Source organism: Streptomyces sp. NBC_00358, from assembly GCF_036099295.1.
In the GTDB taxonomy this organism is placed as follows: domain Bacteria; phylum Actinomycetota; class Actinomycetes; order Streptomycetales; family Streptomycetaceae; genus Streptomyces.
This window is the reverse complement of the sequence record NZ_CP107976.1, coordinates 8,390,622-8,410,978: the sequence shown is the minus strand read 5'-3', so window position 1 is coordinate 8,410,978 and position 20,357 is coordinate 8,390,622. Positions and strand designations below refer to the sequence as shown.

At 72.1% G+C, this 20,357-nt stretch carries 19 protein-coding genes; 10 read left to right on the top strand and 9 right to left on the bottom strand.

The features are described 5' to 3' along the window. Window positions 1-126: 126 nt before the first annotated feature. Window positions 127-648 (bottom strand): MarR family winged helix-turn-helix transcriptional regulator, encoded by a 522-nt coding sequence (locus OHT01_RS35950; protein ID WP_328557291.1) that lies wholly within the window; start codon window positions 646-648, stop codon window positions 127-129. Window positions 649-857: 209 nt separating this feature from the next. Between OHT01_RS35950 and OHT01_RS35945 the strand changes: the two genes are divergently transcribed. The 3 genes from OHT01_RS35945 (at window position 858) to OHT01_RS35935 (ending at window position 4,875) form a co-directional block, all read left to right on the top strand. Beyond that, window positions 858-2,384 carry an SDR family oxidoreductase gene (locus tag OHT01_RS35945; RefSeq protein ID WP_328557290.1) on the top strand — a complete coding sequence of 509 codons (1,527 nt, stop codon included), beginning with the start codon at window positions 858-860 and terminating at the stop codon, window positions 2,382-2,384. Window positions 2,385-2,474: 90 nt separating this feature from the next. Further along, window positions 2,475-3,848, top strand: a complete 1,374-nt coding sequence (locus OHT01_RS35940; protein ID WP_328557289.1) for a cryptochrome/photolyase family protein — start codon at window positions 2,475-2,477, stop codon at window positions 3,846-3,848. 268 nt (window positions 3,849-4,116) lie between these two features. Next, window positions 4,117-4,875 carry a DUF4142 domain-containing protein gene (locus OHT01_RS35935; RefSeq protein ID WP_328557288.1) on the top strand — a complete coding sequence of 253 codons (759 nt, stop codon included), beginning with the start codon at window positions 4,117-4,119 and terminating at the stop codon, window positions 4,873-4,875. 19 nt (window positions 4,876-4,894) lie between these two features. Here the strand turns inward: OHT01_RS35935 and OHT01_RS35930 are convergent, their stop codons facing one another. Continuing rightward, the gene (locus OHT01_RS35930; protein ID WP_328557287.1) at window positions 4,895-5,893 is read right to left on the bottom strand and encodes a MerR family transcriptional regulator; all 999 of its coding nucleotides are present in this window, start codon (window positions 5,891-5,893) and stop codon (window positions 4,895-4,897) included. Between the two features lie 112 nt (window positions 5,894-6,005). On the opposite strand from OHT01_RS35930, the gene OHT01_RS35925 reads away from it, so the two are divergent. The 3 genes from OHT01_RS35925 to OHT01_RS35915 all read left to right on the top strand — a co-directional run bounded on the left by OHT01_RS35925 (window position 6,006) and on the right by OHT01_RS35915 (window position 8,191). Further along, window positions 6,006-6,701, top strand: a complete 696-nt coding sequence (locus OHT01_RS35925) for a sigma-70 family RNA polymerase sigma factor (protein WP_328557286.1) — start codon at window positions 6,006-6,008, stop codon at window positions 6,699-6,701. A 156-nt stretch (window positions 6,702-6,857) separates the two neighbouring features. Next, entirely contained in the window at window positions 6,858-7,442 is a 585-nt protein-coding gene (locus OHT01_RS35920) for a sigma-70 family RNA polymerase sigma factor (protein WP_328557285.1), read from the top strand. Continuing rightward, a complete protein-coding gene (locus tag OHT01_RS35915) occupies window positions 7,439-8,191 on the top strand; it encodes an anti-sigma factor (protein WP_328557284.1) in 753 nt (250 codons plus the stop codon). Before OHT01_RS35920 ends, OHT01_RS35915 begins: the two co-directional genes overlap by 4 nt. A 128-nt stretch (window positions 8,192-8,319) precedes the next feature. Here the strand turns inward: OHT01_RS35915 and OHT01_RS35910 are convergent, their stop codons facing one another. The 5 genes from OHT01_RS35910 to OHT01_RS35890 form a co-directional block, all read right to left on the bottom strand. Beyond that, window positions 8,320-9,126, bottom strand: coding sequence for a DUF1295 domain-containing protein (locus OHT01_RS35910; protein WP_328557283.1), 807 nt, complete (start codon window positions 9,124-9,126; stop codon window positions 8,320-8,322). Next, on the bottom strand, window positions 9,123-10,391 hold the full coding sequence (locus OHT01_RS35905; RefSeq protein WP_328557282.1) for a cyclopropane-fatty-acyl-phospholipid synthase family protein: 1,269 nt from the start codon (window positions 10,389-10,391) through the stop codon (window positions 9,123-9,125). The genes OHT01_RS35910 and OHT01_RS35905 overlap by 4 nt, the downstream gene beginning before the upstream one ends. Next, window positions 10,388-11,119, bottom strand: coding sequence for a DUF1365 domain-containing protein (locus OHT01_RS35900; protein ID WP_328557281.1), 732 nt, complete (start codon window positions 11,117-11,119; stop codon window positions 10,388-10,390). Before OHT01_RS35900 ends, OHT01_RS35905 begins: the two co-directional genes overlap by 4 nt. Next, the gene (locus tag OHT01_RS35895; protein WP_328557280.1) at window positions 11,116-12,441 is read right to left on the bottom strand and encodes an NAD(P)/FAD-dependent oxidoreductase; all 1,326 of its coding nucleotides are present in this window, start codon (window positions 12,439-12,441) and stop codon (window positions 11,116-11,118) included. The genes OHT01_RS35900 and OHT01_RS35895 overlap by 4 nt, the downstream gene beginning before the upstream one ends. Before the next feature lie 167 nt (window positions 12,442-12,608). Continuing rightward, window positions 12,609-13,445, bottom strand: coding sequence for an MBL fold metallo-hydrolase (locus OHT01_RS35890; RefSeq protein WP_328557279.1), 837 nt, complete (start codon window positions 13,443-13,445; stop codon window positions 12,609-12,611). Window positions 13,446-13,565: 120 nt separating this feature from the next. On the opposite strand from OHT01_RS35890, the gene OHT01_RS35885 reads away from it, so the two are divergent. Then, on the top strand, window positions 13,566-14,168 hold the full coding sequence (locus tag OHT01_RS35885; RefSeq protein ID WP_328557278.1) for a TetR/AcrR family transcriptional regulator: 603 nt from the start codon (window positions 13,566-13,568) through the stop codon (window positions 14,166-14,168). Window positions 14,169-14,352: 184 nt separating this feature from the next. After that, the gene (locus OHT01_RS35880) at window positions 14,353-14,793 is read left to right on the top strand and encodes an SPW repeat protein (RefSeq protein ID WP_328557277.1); all 441 of its coding nucleotides are present in this window, start codon (window positions 14,353-14,355) and stop codon (window positions 14,791-14,793) included. 171 nt (window positions 14,794-14,964) lie between these two features. On the opposite strand, the gene OHT01_RS35875 is transcribed toward OHT01_RS35880, so the two are convergent. Further along, window positions 14,965-16,500 carry an AMP-binding protein gene (locus OHT01_RS35875; RefSeq protein ID WP_328557276.1) on the bottom strand — a complete coding sequence of 512 codons (1,536 nt, stop codon included), beginning with the start codon at window positions 16,498-16,500 and terminating at the stop codon, window positions 14,965-14,967. A 158-nt stretch (window positions 16,501-16,658) separates the two neighbouring features. Here OHT01_RS35875 and OHT01_RS35870 point away from each other — a divergent pair, with 158 nt between their 5' ends. After that, the gene (locus OHT01_RS35870; RefSeq protein ID WP_328557275.1) at window positions 16,659-17,225 is read left to right on the top strand and encodes a GNAT family N-acetyltransferase; all 567 of its coding nucleotides are present in this window, start codon (window positions 16,659-16,661) and stop codon (window positions 17,223-17,225) included. A gap of 130 nt (window positions 17,226-17,355) precedes the next feature. On the opposite strand, the gene OHT01_RS35865 is transcribed toward OHT01_RS35870, so the two are convergent. Continuing rightward, window positions 17,356-18,810: an APC family permease gene (locus OHT01_RS35865; RefSeq protein ID WP_328557274.1), complete on the bottom strand. Its 1,455-nt coding sequence runs from the start codon at window positions 18,808-18,810 to the stop codon at window positions 17,356-17,358. A 201-nt stretch (window positions 18,811-19,011) separates the two neighbouring features. Here OHT01_RS35865 and OHT01_RS35860 point away from each other — a divergent pair, with 201 nt between their 5' ends. Beyond that, complete coding sequence (locus OHT01_RS35860) at window positions 19,012-20,193, top strand: ROK family transcriptional regulator (protein WP_328557273.1); 1,182 nt, start codon at window positions 19,012-19,014, stop codon at window positions 20,191-20,193. The last annotated feature ends 164 nt before the right edge of the window (window positions 20,194-20,357 follow it).

The following is a 20,357-nucleotide window of genomic DNA, read 5'->3' as shown; positions in this document are numbered from 1 at the left end:
TAGACCACGGCCGGACCGGGGGCCCCGGCGCCCACCAGGACGGCGACCTGGACGGCTGCCTGACGCGCGGATGCGCTGGTGGGCTGGTGGGCTGGTGGGCGCGCACCATCAGGGCGGCGGGCGGGTTCAGCGGCCCGGAGACCGCACTCCCGAGAGCTGTTCGTTCATCGTCGTCAGGAAGCGGAGGACCACCGACAGCTCGTCCTCGCTGAAGCCGGACCGCACGTTCGCGGTGGCCTCGGCGAGCGGGCGGAAGTGGGCGCGCGCGGCCGACCTGGCGTCCGGCACGTAGTGGAGGTGGACCACTCTTCGGTCGGGACTCTCCCGGACGCGCCGTATGTGCCCCGCGCGTTCGAGCCGGTCCACGCAGGCCGTGACGGCACCCGAGGTGAGTCCGAGGTGCTCGCGCAGCCGGCCGGGAGTCAGCGGCTCGGGCGCGTCGAGGATCGCGGCGAGCGCCTGGACATCCGTCGCGTGCAGACCGTGCTCCCCCGCGAATCCATGGACCAGCCGGTTGATCTCGCCGTTCATACGGCGCAGCTGGACCGCGAAGGCCTGGAGATCCGTCGTCGCGGGCCGCTCCCGCTCCGGCCCCGCGTCGGGGTCCGGGTCACCCGTCCGGTCGTCACGGTCGTCTCGTCTGGCCACGTGATCAGCCTATAGAAGTCCCGCCGCATCCCCCGTTCGGACGTCCTGCGCGCGGCCCGTACCGTCCGGCGCATCCGCGGGCGGCGCGGGCGTGGAAGGAGTCAAGTAGGGCGGAGGGGGACGGACCAGGAGGGCCCAGGAGGGCTCAGGGAGGGGAGTGCCGGGAGGGGGGCGGACCGCGGGGGGTGACGACGACCGACGGAGGACCCATGAGCGACGACGACGCCCGTACCGCCCCGAGGTGCCTGGTGACCGGTGCGACCGGCTACATCGGCGGGCGGCTGGTCCCCGAGCTGCTGGCCGCGGGGTTCCGGGTGCGCTGTCTGGCCCGCTCCCCCGCCAAGCTGCGCGACTACCCCTGGGCGGGCGAGGCGCAGGTCGTGCGCGGAGATGTCACGGACGCCGCCTCCGTCGCCGACGCGCTGCGCGGGTGCGAGGTCGCGTACTACCTCGTGCACGCCCTGGGCACGGGCCACGACTTCGAGGAGACGGACCGCGCGGCCGCCCGGATCTTCGGCGAGCAGGCACGCGCGGCGGGCGTGCGCCGGATCGTCTATCTCGGCGGGCTCACCCCTGAGGGCGTACCCGAGCGTGAGCTGTCACCGCACCTCAGGTCCCGGGCCGAGGTGGGGCGCATCCTCATGGAGTCCGGCGTACCGACCACCGTGCTGCGCGCCGCGGTGATCATCGGCTCCGGCTCGGCCTCCTTCGAGATGCTGCGCTATCTCACCGAGCGGCTGCCGGTGATGGTGACGCCCAGCTGGGTGCACACCCGGATCCAGCCGATGGGCGTACGCGATGTGCTGCGCACCCTCGTCGGCAGCGCCGGGATGCCCGCGGAGGTCAATCGCACGTTCGACATCGGCGGCCCCGAGGTTCTCACGTACCTGGAGATGATGCGGCGGTACGCGGTCATCGCGGGGCTGCCCCGCAGGCTCATCTTCCCCGTCCCGGTGCTGACCCCCCGGCTGTCCAGTCACTGGGTCGGACTGGTCACCCCGGTGCCCGCGTCCATCGCCCGTCCGCTCACCGAGTCGCTGCGCCATGAGGTCGTCTGCCGCGAACACGACATCGTCCGCCACGTCCCCGATCCCCCGGGCGCCCCGATGGGATTCGACGCCGCGGTGGCCCTGGCGCTCCAGCGCGTGCGCGACGCCCAGGTGACCACCCGGTGGTCGTCGGCCTCGTATCCCGGCACGTCCAGCGATCCGCTGCCCACCGACCCCGACTGGGCCGGCGGCAGTCTCTACACCGACCTCCGCGAGCTGACCGTGGACGCCCCGCCCGAGGCGCTGTGGCGGGTGATCGAGGGCATCGGCGGCGAGAACGGCTGGTACTCCTTCCCGTCGGCCTGGGTGGTGCGCGGATGGCTGGACCGTGCCGTGGGCGGGGTGGGGCTGCGGCGCGGGCGCCGGGACGCCGCCCGGCTGCGGGTGGGCGACTCGCTCGACTTCTGGCGCGTGGAGGAGATCGAGCCGGGGCATCTGCTGCGGCTGCGCGCCGAGATGCGGCTGCCCGGCCTGGCCTGGCTGGAGATGTACGCCGAGGTCACGGACGACGGGAGTACCCGCTACCGACAGCGGGCCCTGTTCCATCCCCACGGGCTGCTCGGCCAGCTCTACTGGTGGAGCGTCTCGCCGTTCCACTCCGTCGTGTTCGGCGGCATGGCCCGCAACATCGCGCGGGCCGCCAGGAACGCTCCCACCGGCCGGAAGGAACCCGCACTCACCCACTGAACCCACCCGCTGACCAGGCATCCGCACGAGCCGGCCGAGCCGAAGCAGTCCGACGCCGTATCCCCTCGCAGCCCTGCCCCGGAGCCCCCCATGACCGTCTCGATCGTCCTGTTCACCTCCGACCTGCGTGTCCACGACCACCCGCCGCTGCGGGCCGCCCTCGACGGTTCGGAATCGGTGGTGCCGCTCTTCGTCCGCGACGAGGCCGTCGCCGAGGCCGGGTTCACCGCTCCGAACCGGATGGCGTTCCTCGCCGACTGCCTGGCGGACCTGGACGCGGGGCTCCGGGAGCGCGGCGGTCGTCTGGTGGTGCGCTCGGGCGACGTGGTGACCGAGGTGGTCAGGACGGTCACCGAGGCCGACGCCGACGAGGTGCACATGGCGGCGGGGGGCAGTGCCTACGCGCGCCGCCGGGAGGAGCGGCTGCGCACCGCGCTGGAGGCGGAGGGCCGCAGGCTGCACGTCCACGAGGCCGTGGTCACCGCGCTGGCTCCCGGCGCGGTGACTCCGGCGTCCTCCGACCACTTCGCCGTCTTCACGCCGTACTACCGGCACTGGGCGCGGCAGCCGTTGCGGAGGGCGTCGGCGGCTCCCCGGATCGTCCGGGTGCCGGACGGAGTCGGTTCGGAGGGGATCCCGTCCCGACCGGCTGGTCGCCATGTGTCCGAGGGGCTGGCCCGGGGCGGCGAGCGGGAGGCCAGGAAGCGGCTCACGGCCTGGCTGCGCGACGGGGTCGAGGCGTACGAGGACCGCCACGACGACCTGCCCGGCGACGCGACCTCCCGGCTCTCGCCCCATCTGCACTTCGGCACGCTGTCGCCGGTCGAGCTGGTCCACCGGGCACGGGGCGTGGACGGTCCGGGCGCCGAGGCGTTCGTACGGCAACTGGCGTGGCGGGACTTCCATCACCAGGTGCTGGCCGCCCGGCCGGACGCGTCGGCCTCCGACTACCGGACCAAGCACGACCGTTGGCGCTCGTCCGCCGAGGCACGGGAGGACATCGAGGCATGGCGGGAGGGGCGGACCGGTTATCCGGTGGTGGACGCGGCGATGCGGCAGTTGCGCCACGAGGGCTGGATGCACAACCGGGGGCGCCTGCTCACCGCGAGCTTCCTGGTCAAGACGCTGTACGTGGACTGGCGGATCGGGGCCCGGCACTTCCTGGATCTGCTGGTGGACGGCGATGTGGCCAACAACCAGCTCAACTGGCAGTGGATGGCGGGAACGGGCACGGACAGCCGGCCCAACCGTGTCCTGAATCCGGTGGTCCAGGCCAAGCGGTACGACCCGGACGGGGCATATGTCCGGCGCTGGGTGCCCGAGTTGGCCGGAATCGCGGGACGGGCCGTGCATGAGCCGTGGAAGCTCCGGGGTCCGGACCGCGCGGCCTGCGACTACCCGGACCCGATCGTCGATCTGTCCGAGGGACTGGCCCGGTTCAAGAAGGCCCGGGGCCGAGACTGACCGGAGAACCGCTGGAGCATGGGAGCGCTGGACTGCTGGACTGTTGGACGCTGGTAGCGCTGGGACCGCGACCCGGTGTTCGGGAGTCCCAGGCGGTATATAAACTGCCAGGGATTTTACCCGTTGTAGAGATTTCTCACCGGTGTGCCGCCGTATAGGTGGTCGTCCGAACCACTCGTACCGGATCCATCCCTACCGGATCCACCGCGCGGCCGACCTGAGCCCCCTGTCTCCGGTACAGCCGCCCCGCCCCCCAGGAGGCTGCTCAATGCGCATTGCACGGAACGCGGGAACACTCTTCGTGGCCGGCGCGTTGACGTTGACTCTGGCCGCGCTCGCCTATCCGGCCATGCTGGGGATTCAGACCACGTCCACGGCGCCGGTCCGCATCATCGCCAATCCGTCGTCGGGGCCGCTGACGGAGGCCGACCGCGACTTCCTCGTCAAGGTGCGCGCGGCGGGGCTGTGGGAGTACCCGGTGGGGCAGCTGGCCTTGCAGAAGGGGACGATACCGGCGGTCCGTACGGCGGGGCAGCACCTGATCTCTGGCCATGCCGCGCTCGACGCCACGGACCGCAAGATCTCCCAGCAGCTCGGAGTGACGCTGCCCAACAAGCCGTCTCCGCAGCAGCAGGGCTTCGTGGCGACGTTGACCGCGGACACCGGCAAGAAGTTCGACACCGACTTCGCCAACATCCTGCGCCTGACGCACGGACAGATCTTCTCGACCGTCGCGAAGATCCGCGCCACCACCGAGAACACCCTCGTGCGTCAGCTCGCCGACCAGGCGAACGACACCGTGCTGGACCACATCACCGTGATGGAGAAGACCGGACTGGTCAACTTCAACCAGATCGTGATCCAGGAGACGACCCTCCCGAAGGTGCCCGCGGTCAATCTGACGCCCCCGCCGCCGCAGCCCGGAGAGCCGGAGGTCGTTCTGACGCCGCCCGCGAACGGTGCCTCGCTCCCCGCGGGCGGTGCCTCGCTCCCCGTGCAGCCCTCGCCGACGCCGACGGTGGGCTGACCGTCCGAGCCCCGGCCGGTCAGCCGCCGGCCAGGCCGGCCAACGTGGTGAGCGCGTCCCGCAGTCCCGGCGGCCGGAGCATGCCCGGTTCGGGCCGTCCGGCCCAGCCGGGACCGCCGAGAAGCACCACGGGATGCCTGCGGGCTCCCTTGACTCCCCAGGTGGTGGCGGCGATGTGCCGGGCCAGCGGACGGTCGGCGGTGGAGCGGGTCTGGGACCACAGCACGACGGCGACCGGCCCCAGCCGCCGTACCGCCGCGGTCAGCGCCTCCGGAGGCACCGCGGCGCCGAACATCCGGGTGGGCAGGCCCTGTTCGACGAGCCCCGCGTGCAACGCCTCCAGCGGCAGGCTGTGCTGCTCTCCCGGGACGCAGGCCAGCAACACAGGACCCGGTCCGGTGGCCGGCGCTCCGGGCTCCGCCGGTCCGGAGGCGCGGTGCAGGGCCCGGGAGATGTGCCAGGAGAGCAAGTGCTCCACCTCCACGTAACGGTCCCCGGCGGACTCCCACTTGCGGCCCACCGCGTGCAGGGTCGGCATCATCACCTCCTCCCAGCCGACGACCACACCGTGGCGCATGACGAGCGAGGTCAACTGCTCCTCCACGGACGGCGCGTCGAGGCGTACGACGGCGCGCGCGAGTCCTTTGCACTCCTGCCGGGGGTCACCGAGGGGGTCAGAACCGGCCGCGGGTGACGGGGGTCCGAGCTCGTCGGCGGGTGTCCTGACCTCGGGTACGACCGCGTCGGACCCGCCCTTCGCCGCCCTGGCCGCCTCGGCGGGCGGCACACCGGCCGCGGTCAGCCGGCACATCTCCTCAAGCATCGCCACGTCCTGCGGGGCCCAGCGGCGGTGCCGCCCGTCGGAACGGACCGCGGGACCCACGCCGTACCGGCGGTCCCAGGAGCGCAGCGTGGTCGGTGACACTCCGAGGCGGCGGGCCAGCGCACCGGTGGTGACACCGGTTTCGGTGGATCCCGCGCCCGGTTCCCGCCCCTGATCCGACCGGCTCTCACCCATACGGCGACTATACGACGCAGAAACGATGCGAGTTGTCGCCTCTGTCCCCTCGTTCACACCATGGATGCACGGGGTCCGTCGCAGGAGGGGCCCGGAGCAAGGAGCCGTGGCCATGAGCGCAGATCCGACCGCCGGACAGAAGACCGCCGGATCCGCGGCCACGGTCTTGGACGCCGTCCCGGTGTCGGACCCGGACTCCGCCTCGGACGCCGTCCCGGACACGGACGCCGTGTCGAACTCGGACACCGTGTCCGCCGCGGACCCGGTCCCCGACGCGGACCTGGCCCGGGGCATCGTCGACGGGGACGAGGACTCACTGGCCGCCGCCTACCGGCGCTGGGCGCCCCTCGTCCACGCCCTCGCCCGGCGTTCGCTGGGCGACCCGCGCGAGGCCGAGGACGTCACCCAGCAGGTGTTCCTCGCCGTATGGAGGGGTGGGCGGGGATACCGCCCGGAGCGCGGCACGATCGCGGGCTGGCTCGTCGGCATCACCCGGCGCAAGATCGCCGACGCACTGTCCGCGCGGACCCGTCGCACCGAGCTGGTCGGCGCGGCCGGCGCCCTGCTGGTCCTCGCCGACGACACCCGGACCCGCCCCGAGGCGGCGCTCGACCGGGTCCTCGTCCGGCACGAGCTGGCCAAGCTGCCCACACCGCAGCGCCGGGTCCTGCATCTCGCGTTCTACGAGGACCTCACCCAGACGCAGATCGCCCAGCGCACCGGGTTGCCGCTGGGCACGGTCAAGAGCCACTCGCGACGCGGTCTGCACCAGTTGCGCGACGGTCTGCGGCCGTCGGTGGAGGTCTGAGCGCCGTCGGCCGACCGCGGTCCTCGGGGCACCCGTACCGCGTCACGCCGATGTCTTCGGGCACGTCCGGGGACTTTTCCGGGCCGCGGGCCAATCCGCCGCCCCTCCGGCTTCGGATCACCTCCGAACCGTCAAAGCGTCCTGGAGGACCACACTGTGAAGGAAGCCGTGGAGATCGGGCGGAACCCGTCTGCGGAGCCGGACCTGCCGGATCTCATGGCCCGGGTCGCCCGGGGCGACCAGGAGGCGTTCGCCTCACTCTACGACGTCGTCGCGGGCCCCGTCCTCGGCATCGTACGCAGGGTGCTGCGCGACCGGGCACAGTCCGAGGAGGTCGCCCAGGAGGTACTGGTCGAGGTGTGGCGGACCGCCGCCCGCTACCGGCCGGAGCGCGGATCGGTGATGAACTGGGTCCTCACCCTCACCCATCAGCGGGCCGTGGACCGGGTGCGCTCGGTCGAGGCCTCGGCGGCCCGGGAGCACAAGGCCGCCCTGCTGGACCGGACGCCCGAGTTCGACGAGGTGACCGAGCAGGTCGAGGCGCGGCTCGAGCGTGAACAGGTACGTCGCTGTCTGCGCACGCTGACGGACCTCCAGCGCCAGTCGGTGACGCTGGCCTACTACCGCGGGCTGACCTATCGCGAGGTGGCGGAGCTGCTGGCGCTCCCCCTCGGCACGGTCAAGACCCGCCTGCGCGACGGTCTGATCCGACTTCGTGACTGCCTGGGGGTGACGGCGTGACCACAGTGGACCTGCACACGCTGACCGGCGCGTACGCGCTGCACGCGCTCGCCGACGACGAACGCGAGCGATTCGAGCGGCACGCCGCCGACTGCGCGGACTGCGCGCAGGAGGTCCGTGAGCTGACGGCCGCGGCCGCGCGGCTGGGCCTCGCCCTCACCGCCGAACCCGGCCCGGCGCTCAAGGACCAGGTCATGCGGCGGATCACCGTGGTCCGGCAGGAGTCGCCGCGCACGATCGCCCTCCCCGCGCCCCGGGCCGTCGGCGTCCGCCTGCGCCGTCCCGCGCGATGGGCGCTCGCCGCCGCGCTCGCCGCCGCGGCCTCGCTGGGCGGTACGGCGGTGTGGCAGCACCAGCGCGCCCAGGACGCGCAGGAGCAGGCCCGGCAGACCGAGCGCCGTACGGACGAGGTGGCCGCGGTCCTCGCCGCGCCCGACGCCAAGTCGCGTACCGCGACGCTGGCGGGCGGGGCGAGCGGCACGGTCGTCGTGTCCAGGAGCCGGGACCAGGCCGTGTTCATCGCGGCACGGATGGCGAAGCCGCCGAGCGGCAAGGTCTACCAGTTGTGGTTCGACGACGCGGGCACCATGCGGTCGGCCGGACTGATGGACCCGGGACGCACCACCGAGGCGGTGCTGATGAAGGGTTCCGTCGACGGCGCGTCCGGCATGGGGATCACGGTGGAGCCGGCCGGCGGCTCGGCCGAACCCACCTCCGATCCGCTGGCTCTGCTGGGTTTCCCCGCCTGAGCGTTCGTGACCTCACCCACTGCACCGGGTGAGGTCACGAGGTGCTCGCCGTACCGTCTGTGGGTCCCCTCCGGCGGGAGGGGACCCACAGGCGACGCCGCGGTGCCGATGAGGGAACTGCGGACCGGTCAGCCGCGACGCTTCGGCGGCAGCGGGAAGAAACCGCTGGTGCGCGCCGCGTACTCGGTGAAACCCGGGCGCTGTGCCATGTGGCGCTCCAGCATCGGCTTCCCGCTCCCGTTGATCAGGAGGTAGCTCATCACCAGCGGCGAAACCGCCGCCACGGCGGCCGACTGCGGGCTGTCGCAGGCGAGCAGGAACAGGCCCCACCACACGCAGAAGTCCCCGAAGTAGTTCGGGTGGCGGGTCCAGCTCCACAGGCCGCGGTCCATGACGCGGCCACGGTGGGCCGGATCGGCCTTGAAACGGGCCAGTTGGGCGTCACCCACCGCCTCGAAGAACAGGCCGACCGCCCACAGCGCGGTGCCCGCCCACGCGAAGCCGGTCAGCGGCCCCGGAATGTACTGCGCGGCCTGGACGGGCAGCGAGACCAGCCACACCAGCGCCCCCTGCAGGAGGTACACCATGCGCAGGGCGTAGAGGTCACGGCTGCCGGGCGCCTTGCCCAGCATGGCGTCGTAGCGCGGGTCCTCGCCGTGTCCCCGGCCGCGCCGCGCGATGTGCGCGGCCAGCCGCAGTCCCCACACCGAGGTGAGGACGGTGACGAGCACGCGCCGGCCCTCGTCGCCCTCCCCGGCGGACGCCAGGAAGGTGACGAGGGCCACCGCGGTGAACGCGATCCCCCAGGCGACGTCGACGATCCGGTGCAGGCCCTTGCGTACGGCGACGGCGAAGGTGCCGAGCATGACGGCGAACGCCGCTCCGGCCGCGAGCGCGAGGTTCTGCGCGAACGCTCCCCAGGGGAAACCACTCATCGCGCGGGGTCCTCCTTCGTGAACAGGTACTGCTGGACGTCCAGATAGCCGGAGCGGAACCCGGCCTCGGAGTAGGCGAGATAGAAGGTCCACATCCGGCGGAAGGTCTCGTCGAAGCCGAGCGCCGCGACCTCGTCGGCCCGCTCGGTGAACCGTTCGCGCCACAGCCGCAGGGTCTCCGCGTAGTGCGCCCCGAAGGCGTCCCTGCGGGTGGTGCGCAGGGACGTGTGCGAGCCCGCCACCTCTTCCACCGCCTCCACGGAGGGCAGCAGCCCGCCGGGGAAGACGTACTTCTGGATCCAGGTGAAGGTGTCGCGGGAGGCGAGCAGACGGTCGTGCGGCATGGTGATCGCCTGGAGCGCGACGCGGCCGCCGGGGGCGAGCCGGGCGTCGAGGGTGGCGAAGTAGACGGGCCAGAACTCCTCGCCGACCGCCTCGATCATCTCGACGCTGACCACGGCGTCGTACGTCCCGGTGGCCTCGCGGTAGTCGCACAGCTCGATGCTCACCCGGTCGTCGAGTCCCGCCTCGCGCACCCGTTCGCGGGCCAGGGCCCGTTGTTCGCCGGAGAGGGTGAGCGAGGTGACACGGGCACCGCGTCCGGCGGCACGGATCGCCAACTCGCCCCAGCCGGTGCCGATTTCGAGGAGCCGGGTGCCGGGGCCGACCTCGGCGAGGTCCAGCAGCCGGTCGATCTTGCGGTGTTGGGCGGCGGCCAGCAGGGGCCAGGAGGCGGGGAAGCCCCGGAACAGCGCCGACGAATAGCTGAGGGTGTCGTCGAGGAACAGCGCGAACAGGTCGTTGGACAGGTCGTAGTGGCGGCTGATGTTGTCGCGGGCACCGGCGGGGGTGTTGCGCTGGAGGTGGGGCCGGCGCATCGCCCAGAGTCCCCGCAGCCTCTGGAGCGGGGCCGGGATCAGCTCGGCGGCGTTGCCGGCGAGGACGGTGAGCGCGGCGACCAGGTCCGGCGCGTCCCACTCCCCGGCCATGTAGGACTCGCCGAAGCCGACGAGTCCCTGGGCGCCGATGCGTCCGTGGAAGGCCGCGGGGTCGTGGATCTCGATGACCGGGCCGCCGAGGCCGACACGCGTTCCGTCGGCGAACCGCGCCTGCAGGGGCAGGCGTTCCAGCGCCCGGCGCAGCACCGCGCGGGTGACGGCGGTCCGGGCCCGGGAGGATTCCGGCGCGGTCACCACGTCCGGCCAGCGGAGCGGGTCGGTGTCCTGTCGGGGTGCCTCGACAGGGCAGGACTCGGCTGTCCTCATTTCGCGTTCTCCTGGGCTCGTTGCGGGGTGCGGGGCTGGACGGGCAGCCCGCGCAGGTACAGGCGGACACCGTGCAGCCGGATGGCGGCGGACACGGCGGCGGTGGACCACGGGTGGCGCAGTGTCTGACGCAGCAGCGCGCCGACGGTCGCGGCCCGGCGTGTTCCGCGTACGGTGGCGGTGAAGGGCCGGGCGCCCTCGCGTTCCAGATGCACCGTCAGATCCAGTCGGCTGCCGGGTTCGGGCAGCCGCATGCGGTAGGCGCCGTCGACGGGGAAGAACGGCGAGACGTAGAACTCCTTGCGGATCCGCGCCGTCCCGCTCTCGTCGGGGTACAGCAGGTAGGAGTGCCGTTCGCCGTAGGTGTTGTGCACCTCCGCGACGACGCAGCGCGCGGTGCCGTCGGGGTCGTGGCACCAGTACAGGGTCAGCGGGTTGAACACATGGCCGAGGACCCGGGCGTTGGCGAGCATGAGCACGGTTCCGCCGCGCAGGTCGACTCCGTGCGAGGCGAGGAAGCGGTCCAGGCCCGCCCGGATGCTGGGCTGGTCGCCGTCGAAGTGGTCGCGCGGATCGAAACGGGCCAACGGGCGCAGCAGGTAAGGAAGTTCGGGTAGGTGGTCGGGGTCGGTCAGCCACAGGTAGGTCCGGTGGCGGAGCGCGTAGCGGGTGGGCTTCGTGCGTATGTGCGCGACCGTGCAGGGATAGAGGGCGGGGGTGCCGGTCACCACGTCACCCCCAGCGCCTCTGCCGCCTCGGCGCCGGACCGGCAGCCGTCCTCGTGGAACCCCCAGCCGTGGTAGGCGCCCGCGTAGGCGGTCACCGGGCTGTTCAGGGCGGGGAGTTGCCGTTGGGCGGCGACGGACTCGGGTGTGTAGACGGGGTGTTCGTACTCCATGCGGGCCAGCACTCGGGCCGGGTCGACCCGGTCCTCGCCGCCGAGCGTGACGACATAGGTCTCGGGGGCGTCCAGCCTCTGGAGGCGGTTCATGTCGTAGCTGACCCGGACCCGGTCCGCGTCGGTCTCGCAGTCCGGCATGAGGTAGTTCCAGGAAGCGCGCGCCCCGCGGGCGCGCGGCAGCAGCGCCGTGTCGGTGTGCAGCAGGGTGCTGTTGCGTGAGTAGCGGAACGCTCCGAGCACCTCGCGCTCGCGGTGGGTGGGGTCCGCCAGCAGTCGCAGCGCCTGGTCGGGGTGGACCGCGATGACCACGGAGCTGTACGAGGCGGTGGCGCCGTCCTCGGTGGTGATGTCCACGCCGTCGGCGTGCCGGCGTACGGACCGGACCGGGGTGGAGGTGTGCGCCGCGTCGAGCTCCTTGGCCAGCTTTTCGACGTAGGAGCGGGAGCCGCCGGTCACCGTGCGCCAGGCGGGCGAGTCGCCCACCGAGAGCATGCCGTGGTGGTCCATGAAGCGGAACAGGTAGGCGGCCGGGTAGCGGCGGGCGGTCGCCGCGTCGCAGGACCAGACCGCCGAGACGAGCGGGGTCATGAAGTGCCGGGTGAAATAGGGCGAGAAGCGCTGCGAGGCGAGGAACTCGCCCAGGGTGAGGGTGTCATCGCCGTCCTGGTCGAGCAGCCGGCGGGCGGCGCGGTGGAAGGCCGGGACTTCGCCGAGCATCCGCAGATAGGGGACGCGCAACGCGTTGCGCGGCCGGGCGAACAGTCCGGCGGGGCCGCGCGCGCCCGCGTACTCGAGTCCGCATCCCTCGCAGCGCACCGACATGCTCATCTCGGACTCCTGCGTGGCGACGCCGAGTTCGGCGAAGAGCCGCAGCAGGTTCGGGTAGGTGCGGTGGTTGTGCACGATGAAACCCGAGTCGACGCGGTGCAGGCGCCCGTCGGACGAGGTGAGGTCGTGGGTGTGCGCGTGGCCGCCGAGCCGGCCGTCCGCCTCGTAGAGGACGACGGGCCGTTCACGGCTCAGCACGTAGGCTGCGGTGAGCCCGGCCACTCCCCCGCCGATCACGGCCGTACGCCGGCGGGTGCTCCGCCGCTCCCGCCCGGTGCGCCCCGCGTCGCCGTCCGGAGCGTCTGCGGACCTGTGCCTCATCGGTTTCCTTCCGACCCGGCTCCCGATCGGAGCTCTCGGAGGTATTCCGAAGCCGAGGGCCATTCGGATTGGCCGGAGCGCGATCTTTGCCGATCGGGTGGGGAGGTGGCCGGACAGCGCCACGGGCGAACGCCGAAGGCGCCGGGCCGTCCTGCCGGGCCAGTGGGCTATCGCACGCCCTCGCCCCCGGCTACGCCCGTGTGCCGGGCCAGTTCCCAGGGGTCGTGGGCGCTGAAGACGTCGACCTCGTCGCCGTGCAGGCGGACGAGTTCCCGCAGCCGTGCGTGGTTCCCGAGCCGCAGGGGCCGGTCCACCTCGGTGAGCTGCTGGAGGAGATCCATGCCGGGGTGTCCGGTGGGGACGTCGGGGTCGATCTCGCGGTGGAAGTAGTAGGCGTCACCGCAGTGCAGTAGCCACCGTCCGGAGTCCTCGACGGCCATCGCGCTGTGGCCCCTGGTGTGCCCGCCGAGCGGGACGAGCAGGATCTCCGCGTCCAGGCCCTCCAGCGGGCGGACCGCGTCGAAGCCGAACCAGGGGTCTCCCGCGGGCTCCGCGTACGTGACCCAGTGCGGGCGGTGCGCCCACTGGGCCGGGCGGTAGCGGACGCGGTCCTCGGGGTGGGCGCCCGGTGCCGCCATGGCCGCGCGGTGCTCGGCCTCGGTCAAATGGACCTTCGCCCAGGGGAAGTCGGGAAGACCGCCGGCGTGGTCGAGGTCGAGATGGCTGAGCACGATGTGCCGTACGTCCTCGGGCCGGAAGCCGAGGGCGGTGACCTGGTGCAGCGCGGTTTCGGCGAGGTCCAGGACCGGCTGGGCGCGGCCGAGGAAGTCCGCACCGAGGTTCTCCTCGGGGCGCGCTATATCCGCCGTGCCGATGCCGCTCTCGACCAGGACGAGGCCGTCGCGGTCGGTTTCGACGAGCAGGCAGTGGCAGACGGCGGGCAGGCTCCCCTCCTCGCTGTCGATCGTCCGCAGGGAGCCGCAGTTCAGGTGGTGGATCTTCACGATGAGTCCCTTCAGGCGCCTGTGGATGCCCCTGGGCACCGGCGCAGAGCCGTCCGTCCCTCAATAGATAACGAACGTTCGTAAGCTATTAGCGAACGGTCGTCAGGTTAAGCTGATCGCATGAGCCCGCGCAAGTCCGTCGCCGAGACCGCCGCCACCCGCGACCGGATCATCGACAGCGCCCTCGCACTGGCCTCCGCCGAAGGCCTCGAAGGCCTCACGATCGGACGCCTCGCCACCGGCCTTGCGATGAGCAAGGCCGGCGTGATCGGCCACTTCGGCAGCAAGGAAGCGCTCCAGCTCGCCGTCCTGGAAGCGGCGGTCGAGCGGTTCACCCTGCGTGTGCCGGCGCGGGCCGTCGGGGCCAGGCCCGGCACGGAGCGGCTGACGCGCACCTACGACGAATGGATCGCCTACATGGCCGAGGGCGAGGGGCACGGAGGCTGCTTCCTCACCTCGGTGGCCAGCGAGTTCGACGGCCGCCCCGGCCCGGTCCGCGACGCGGTCCTGGCCGCGCTGGGGGCCTGGACGGCGTACGTCCTGGCGGAACTGGGCACGGCGGTCGAGACCCGCCAGCTCCCCGAACGCACCGATGTGGACCAGCTCGCCTTCGAGCTGGGCGGAGTGATCCTCGCGGCCGGCCAGTCGATCAAGCTGCACCGCGACCCACAGGCGCCGACCCGGGCGCGCCGAGCCATCGCCCGCCTGCTCATCGCCCCCTGACGCGGCCCCGCGAGACCGGCGCAACCCGCGGGTTCGCCGAGCCGGTGACCCATATCAGCTCGTATGCGACATCTCTACACATAAGGAAGAAATAAGCGCAGAATGGGAGTACCCGGTGTCGATCGCGCACCGCTTCGGGCGCGGTCAGGCCGTGGAGATCGGAACAGATCGAAGGAGACGAGTCATGGCCGACGTCTCGCATCACAGTGGCGACATCACCAGCCACCCGGACGCATCCGAAATGCGCGCTCGGTACGAGCGTGTGATCGGTGGTCGCGACGTACCGCTCGTGGACGGGCCGGTGTTCCTGCTCGGCCTGTACTGCGCCGCGTCCCCGTGGATACTCCACTACACGACGAGCCAGCCCGACATGGCGACACACAACCTGATCATGGGGATCGCGATCGGGGTGCTGGCTCTTGGATTCACCGCCACACCCGGAAGGATGTACGGCCTCAGCTGGGCGATCTGCGCGATGGGCACCTGGATGATCATCTCGCCGTGGATCGTCGGCAGCCGCCCGGACACCGGAGTCGCGCTCAACAGCATCATCATCGGCGCCCTGGCCGTGCTGCTCGGCGCGGTGTGCGCGCTCACGGCGGACAGAAGCGGCAGGCGGATGTAGGCCCGGGGAGGTACGGGCGCCCGGCCTAGGGGGCCGGGCGCCCGCACCTCTCCCACGTCTCGCGCCCGCGCACGCGGCCTGCGTCCGCGGCCCAGCCGGAGAGGTCGCCGATCGTGCGCCGTCGGGACGACAGGCGACCGGCGACCGGCGACCGGCGACCGAGCGGAACGGTCAGTTCACGTCCCGGTCGCGCCCCTCCCAGTACGGCTCGCGCAGCTTGTACTTCTGGAGCTTGCCGGTGGCCGTCCGGGCCAGCCCGCTCCGGAACTCCACCGAGGTCGGCGCCTTGTACCCGGCGAGGCGCTCCTTGCAGTACTGGATCAGCTCGCTCTCGGTCGCCTCCGCGCCGGGGGCGAGGACCACCAGGGCCTTGACGGTCTCGCCCCACTTCTCGTGCGGCACGCCGATCACCGCGACCTCGGCCACCGCGGGATGGCTGAAGAGCGTGTCCTCCACCTCGATCGAGGACACGTTCTCACCGCCCGTGATGATCACGTCCTTCTTGCGGTCGCTGATCGTCAGATAGCCGTCCTCGCCGATCGATCCACCGTCACCGGTGTGGAACCAGCCGTCGGCCAGGGCCCGCTCGGTCTCCGCCGGCTGTTCCCAGTACCCCTCCAGGACGACGTTGGAGCGCGCGAGGATCTCACCGTCGCCGGCGGTGCGCAGGGTCACGCCCAGCGCGGGGGCGCCGGCGCGCACCAGTTTCTCGGCGCGGGCCTGCGGGTCGAGGCCGTCCCATTCGGATCGGGTGCGGTTGACGGTGAGCAGGGGTGAGGTCTCGGTCAGGCCGTAGATCTGGATGAACTCCCAGCCCAGCAGGGACTCGACACGGGCGACGGTCTTCGTGGGCGGCGGCGCTCCGGCGACGATGATGCGGACCCGGTCACGGCCCGGGATCTCGCCCTCCCAGGACTCGGCGGCGGCCAGTACCGCGTTGACGACGGCCGGGGCCGCGCACATCACCGTCACCCCGTGCTCGGCCACCCGGCGCAGGATCTCCGCCCCGTCGACCTTGCGCAGCACGATCTGCGGGACGCCCAGACCCGCCACGGCCATGGGCATGCCCCACCCGTTCGCGTGGAACATCGGCAGGGTGTGCAGATAGACGTCGCGGTCGGTGACACCGGCGTGCAGGGCGAAGGTCGTGGCGTTGACCCAGATGTTGCGGTGGGTGATCTGCACGCCCTTGGGCCGGGCCGTCGTTCCGCTGGTGTAGTTGATCGTCGCGGTGGCGTTCTCGTCGGCCTCCCAGGGGCGGGGTTCGGTGCCGAAGCGGTACAGCTCGGCGTCCGCCGCCGCGCCGAGCGTGAAGCGGTGCTTGCAGCTGACCCCGGCGAGGCGGTCGGTCAGTTCGGGGTCGACGAGCAGGACGCTCGCGCCCGAGTGCTCGACGATGTAGCTCACCTCGTCCGCCGTCAGACGGAAGTTCACCGGCACGAGAACCCGGCCGTGGCCGCTGACGCCGAAGAACGAGGTGAGCAGGCGGGCGCTGTTGGGCGAGACGACGGCCACGCGCGCGCCGTGCGGGACGTCCAGCGCGTCGAGCCCGGCGGCCTGGGCTCTGGCCAGTTCTCCGACGCGCCGGTACGTCAGCCCCTCCCAGGGCTCGGCCGGCTGCTCCGGTTCGTCGACGACACCGACACGGTCGCCGTACACGGTGACGGCGCGGTCCAGGAAATCACGGACCCCGAAGGGGACGAACATCACGGCCTCCCGACGATCGGACGATGTCCCAGTTCTATCCTGGCCCCGCCCCCGTGCATCCGGACAACGTCCAAGTGGTCCCCGCCCGTCGTGTCCGTATTCATGTGCGTGGCCCGACGTCCTTGGTCCCTGCCCGCCCGACGCGTCACGATCGTCCGATGGACAGCCGACCGACCTTCGACTTCCCCGGGCCGCTGCGTATCGACGGGCTGGGGCTGCATCTGCGCGAGTGGTCCGACGACGACGTCGCGGACCTCGTCGCGCTCTACGACGATCCCGAGATCGACCGGTGGACGCCGGTCGCCTCGCCCTTCGACACCGCGGCGGCGCTCGCCTATCTCGCGGCGGCGGAGCAGAAGAGCGCCGAGCGGCGGGGCGTACAGCTCGCCATCACCACGGACGGTGAGCGGCCCCGGGGCGAGATCCTGCTGTTTCCCGGCACGGCCGATCAGCGCGACGTGGAGCTGGCCTACGGCGTTGGGGCCGCGTACCGGGGCCGGGGGCTCGCCAGCCGCGCGGTCCGGCTGGCCGTCGACTTCGCGCACCGCAGCGTCGGCGGACGCCGCATCGTGCTGTGCATCGAGGACGGGAACGCGGCGAGCGAGGGGGTCGCCAGGGCGACGGGCTTCGTCCTCGCGGGTGACGAGCCCGTCGTCCGTACGGCGAAGGGCCGGGACGTCGTCCTTCGGACCTGGAGCCATCGTGAAGGAGACGGCCACGGCTGAACTCCGTGGCCGTCCGCGACGGGCCGCCAGGTGGTCCGGGGCCCACCCGGTGGTCCGGGGCGCGGTCCCTCCCAGGCCGTCGAAGCCCGTGGGCGCCCCCGCCCCGCACGTCCGGGGGCGCCCGGGACCGTCAGGCCCCGGCGGGCTCCGTCTCGGGGGCCGGTGCCGTCAGGTACTCCTCGGTGATCTCCCTGGGGCCGAACGGCCACACCTTCTCCAGGCGTGCCCAGACGGCGAAGGCGACGAGGCCGAGGGCGACCCAGGCCAGCGACCACTCGATCGGGTGGCGGCCCGGGGAGTTCTTGTCCGCGTAGCCGTAGATGGTGAGCCAGCCGGCGAGGGCCAGGAAGCTCGGCACGGGGTAGAGCCACATCCGGTACGGGCGACGCAGGCCCGGCTGCCGTTTGCGCAGCACCGACAGGGCGACGACCTGGGCCAGCGCCTGGACGATGACCATGACCGTGGTCAGCAACTGGATGAGGGTGGCGAGGTCGGTGTGGCGGCCGATCAGGAAGCCGATGGCCGTGATGACGCCCATGGTGGCCAGACCCAGCGTCGGGAAGCGGTGCCTGGGGTGCAGCTTGGCGTACGGGCGGAAGAAGACGTGTTCGCGGGCGGCGTCGTAGGGCACCCGCGAGCCGCCGAGCAGTCCGGTGAAGACCGAGGCGAACGCCGTGATCAGGATGAGGACGGTGACCGTGTCGGCGGCACCCTTGCCCCAGGTCTCCTGCATGACCGCCGAGGCCACCGAGGTGGAGGCGATGTCGCCGGGGTCCGTCATCCGGTGCCAGTCGATGACACCGAGCGTGCCGATCTGGAGCAGCAGGTAGATGGCCATGATGCCGAGGATCGAGAAGACGATGGAGCGGGGCAGGGTGCGGCCGGGGTCCTTGATCTCGGCGCCCATGTAGGCGGTGGTGTTGTAGCCGAGGTAGTCGTAGATGCCGATGGTCAGGCCGGCCGCGAAGCCGATCCAGAAGTGGCTGCCGGACAGCTCGAAGGCGTGCGCCGGGTAGGTGAAGGCGAGATGGGCGCTGAAGTCGGTGGCCGCGGCGACGATCACCAGCAGGACCGAGACGATCATCACGGCCCACATGACGGCGGTGATCCGCGCGATGTGCTCGATCCCCCGCCACAGCAGGAGGACGACGAGGGCGACCATGCCGAGTCCGACGAGGTCGCCGGTGGTCCTGCCCATGTCCGGGGCCAGATAGCCCAGGTACTGGACGAAGCCGACCACCCCGGTGGACATGATCAGCGGGATGAAGAGCATCGCCGTCCACACGAACAGGAACGGCATCAGGCGTCCGGTGCGGTACTGGAAGGCCTGGCGGAGATAGACGTAGCTGCCGCCCGAGCCGGGCATGGCGGCGCCCAGCTCGGCCCAGACGAGCCCGTCGGCGAGCGCCAGCAGGGCGCCCGCGACGAAGCCGATGACCGCTTGCGGACCGCCGAACGCGGCGACCATGAGCGGGATCGTGACGAACGGCCCGATGCCGCACATCTGGCTCATGTTGATGGCGGTGGCCTGGAACAGGCCGACACTGCGGACGAAACCGCCGGTGGATGGCGGGGTACCGGACACGGGTCCTCCTCGGGACACGACGCGGGGAGAGGTACGGGGGTGACGGCCGGCCTCGACGACAGGCCGACGGATCGAGGACGGCGGCGGACCGGTCGGCGCGGGCCTCCCCTCGGCTCGCCCGGTGAGGCTGACTGGGCGATAAAGTTAAGGAGCCTTACTAAGCGCGTCAAGGGGGCGTCATGAATGAGTGAGAATGGTGCGATGCCCGCCAGCGACGCCGCAGAGCAGCCCGAACAGCCATGGAGCCGCCGGCGGCTGCGCAGCACCAACGAGCGGCTGCTCCTCGACCGGATGCGCACCGGCGGTGCCGCCTCGCGCGCACAACTCGCCCGCGAGACGGGGCTGTCCAAGCCGACGGTCTCCAGCGCGCTCGCCGCGCTGGAGGAGGCGGGCCTGGTCCACGAGGTCGGAACGCGGGCTCCCGAGCGCGGCCGGGTCGCCGTCCTGTACGCCCCCGACCCGGCGGCCGGGTACGCGCTCGGCATCGACATCGGCCGTAGTTGGCTGCGCGTGGCGGTCGCCGATCTCGACGGCGCGGTGGTCGCGCGCGCCGACGTGCGCAACCGCGCCCGTACCTCCGGGGCCATGGCCGACCTCGTGGTCTCCACCGCCCACCAGGTCGTCGCCAACTCCGGTGCGGGGGCCCACGAGGTGGCCCACGCGGTGGTGGGCACGCCGGGCGTGTACGACGAGAAGCAGCGCCGGGTCCGGTACGCGATGCATCTGCCCGGGTGGGGCAGGGCGGGCCTGTTCGACCGGATGCGGGAGGAACTGGGCATCCCGCTGGAGGTGCACAACGACGCGAACCTCGCGGCGCTCGGCGAGTACACGTACGGGGTCGGGGCGGGCAGCCGGCTGTTCGCGTACATCATGATCGGCACCGGTCTGGGCATGGGGGTCGTCTGCGAGGGACGGCTGTTCAGGGGGGCGCACGGCGGGGCCGGCGAGATCGGCTTCCTGCCGTGGCCGGGCCTGCACAAGCCCGAGACCCTGGAGGACGCGGTGTCCGGTGAGGCGGTCGTCGAGGCCGCCCGGCACTTCGGCATGACCGGGCCGCTGACCGCGAAGGCGGTCTTCGACGCGGCGCGCGAGGGGCACGGCCCCGCGGTCGAGGCGGTCCGGCTGGAGGGCGAGCGGATCGCGCACACGGTGGCAGCCGCGGCGGCGGTGCTCGATCCCGATCTGGTCGTCCTGGGCGGCGGGGTCGGCCACAGCGTCGATCTGCTGCTGCGGCCCGTCCGCGAGACCCTGCGGACCCTCACGCCCCTGCGCCCGCGGATCGCACCCGGCCGACTGGGCGAGGACGCGGTGCTGCTCGGCGCGGTGGCCACGGCTCTGGGGACCGCACGCGATGTGGTGTTCGAGCGCAGATCGGCTCCCTGAAAGCGGGACCGCGGCCGTCGGCATCCGTCGGCGACGTGCCTCGCGGTACCGACCGGGGCGCTGTGACGGAACGGTGCGGCCCGCCGGTGATTGACATGGCTTACTCAGCGGCCTAGCTTGGGCGACCAGTTAGTAAAGTTTCCTAACTTGCAGTGCCGTAGCGC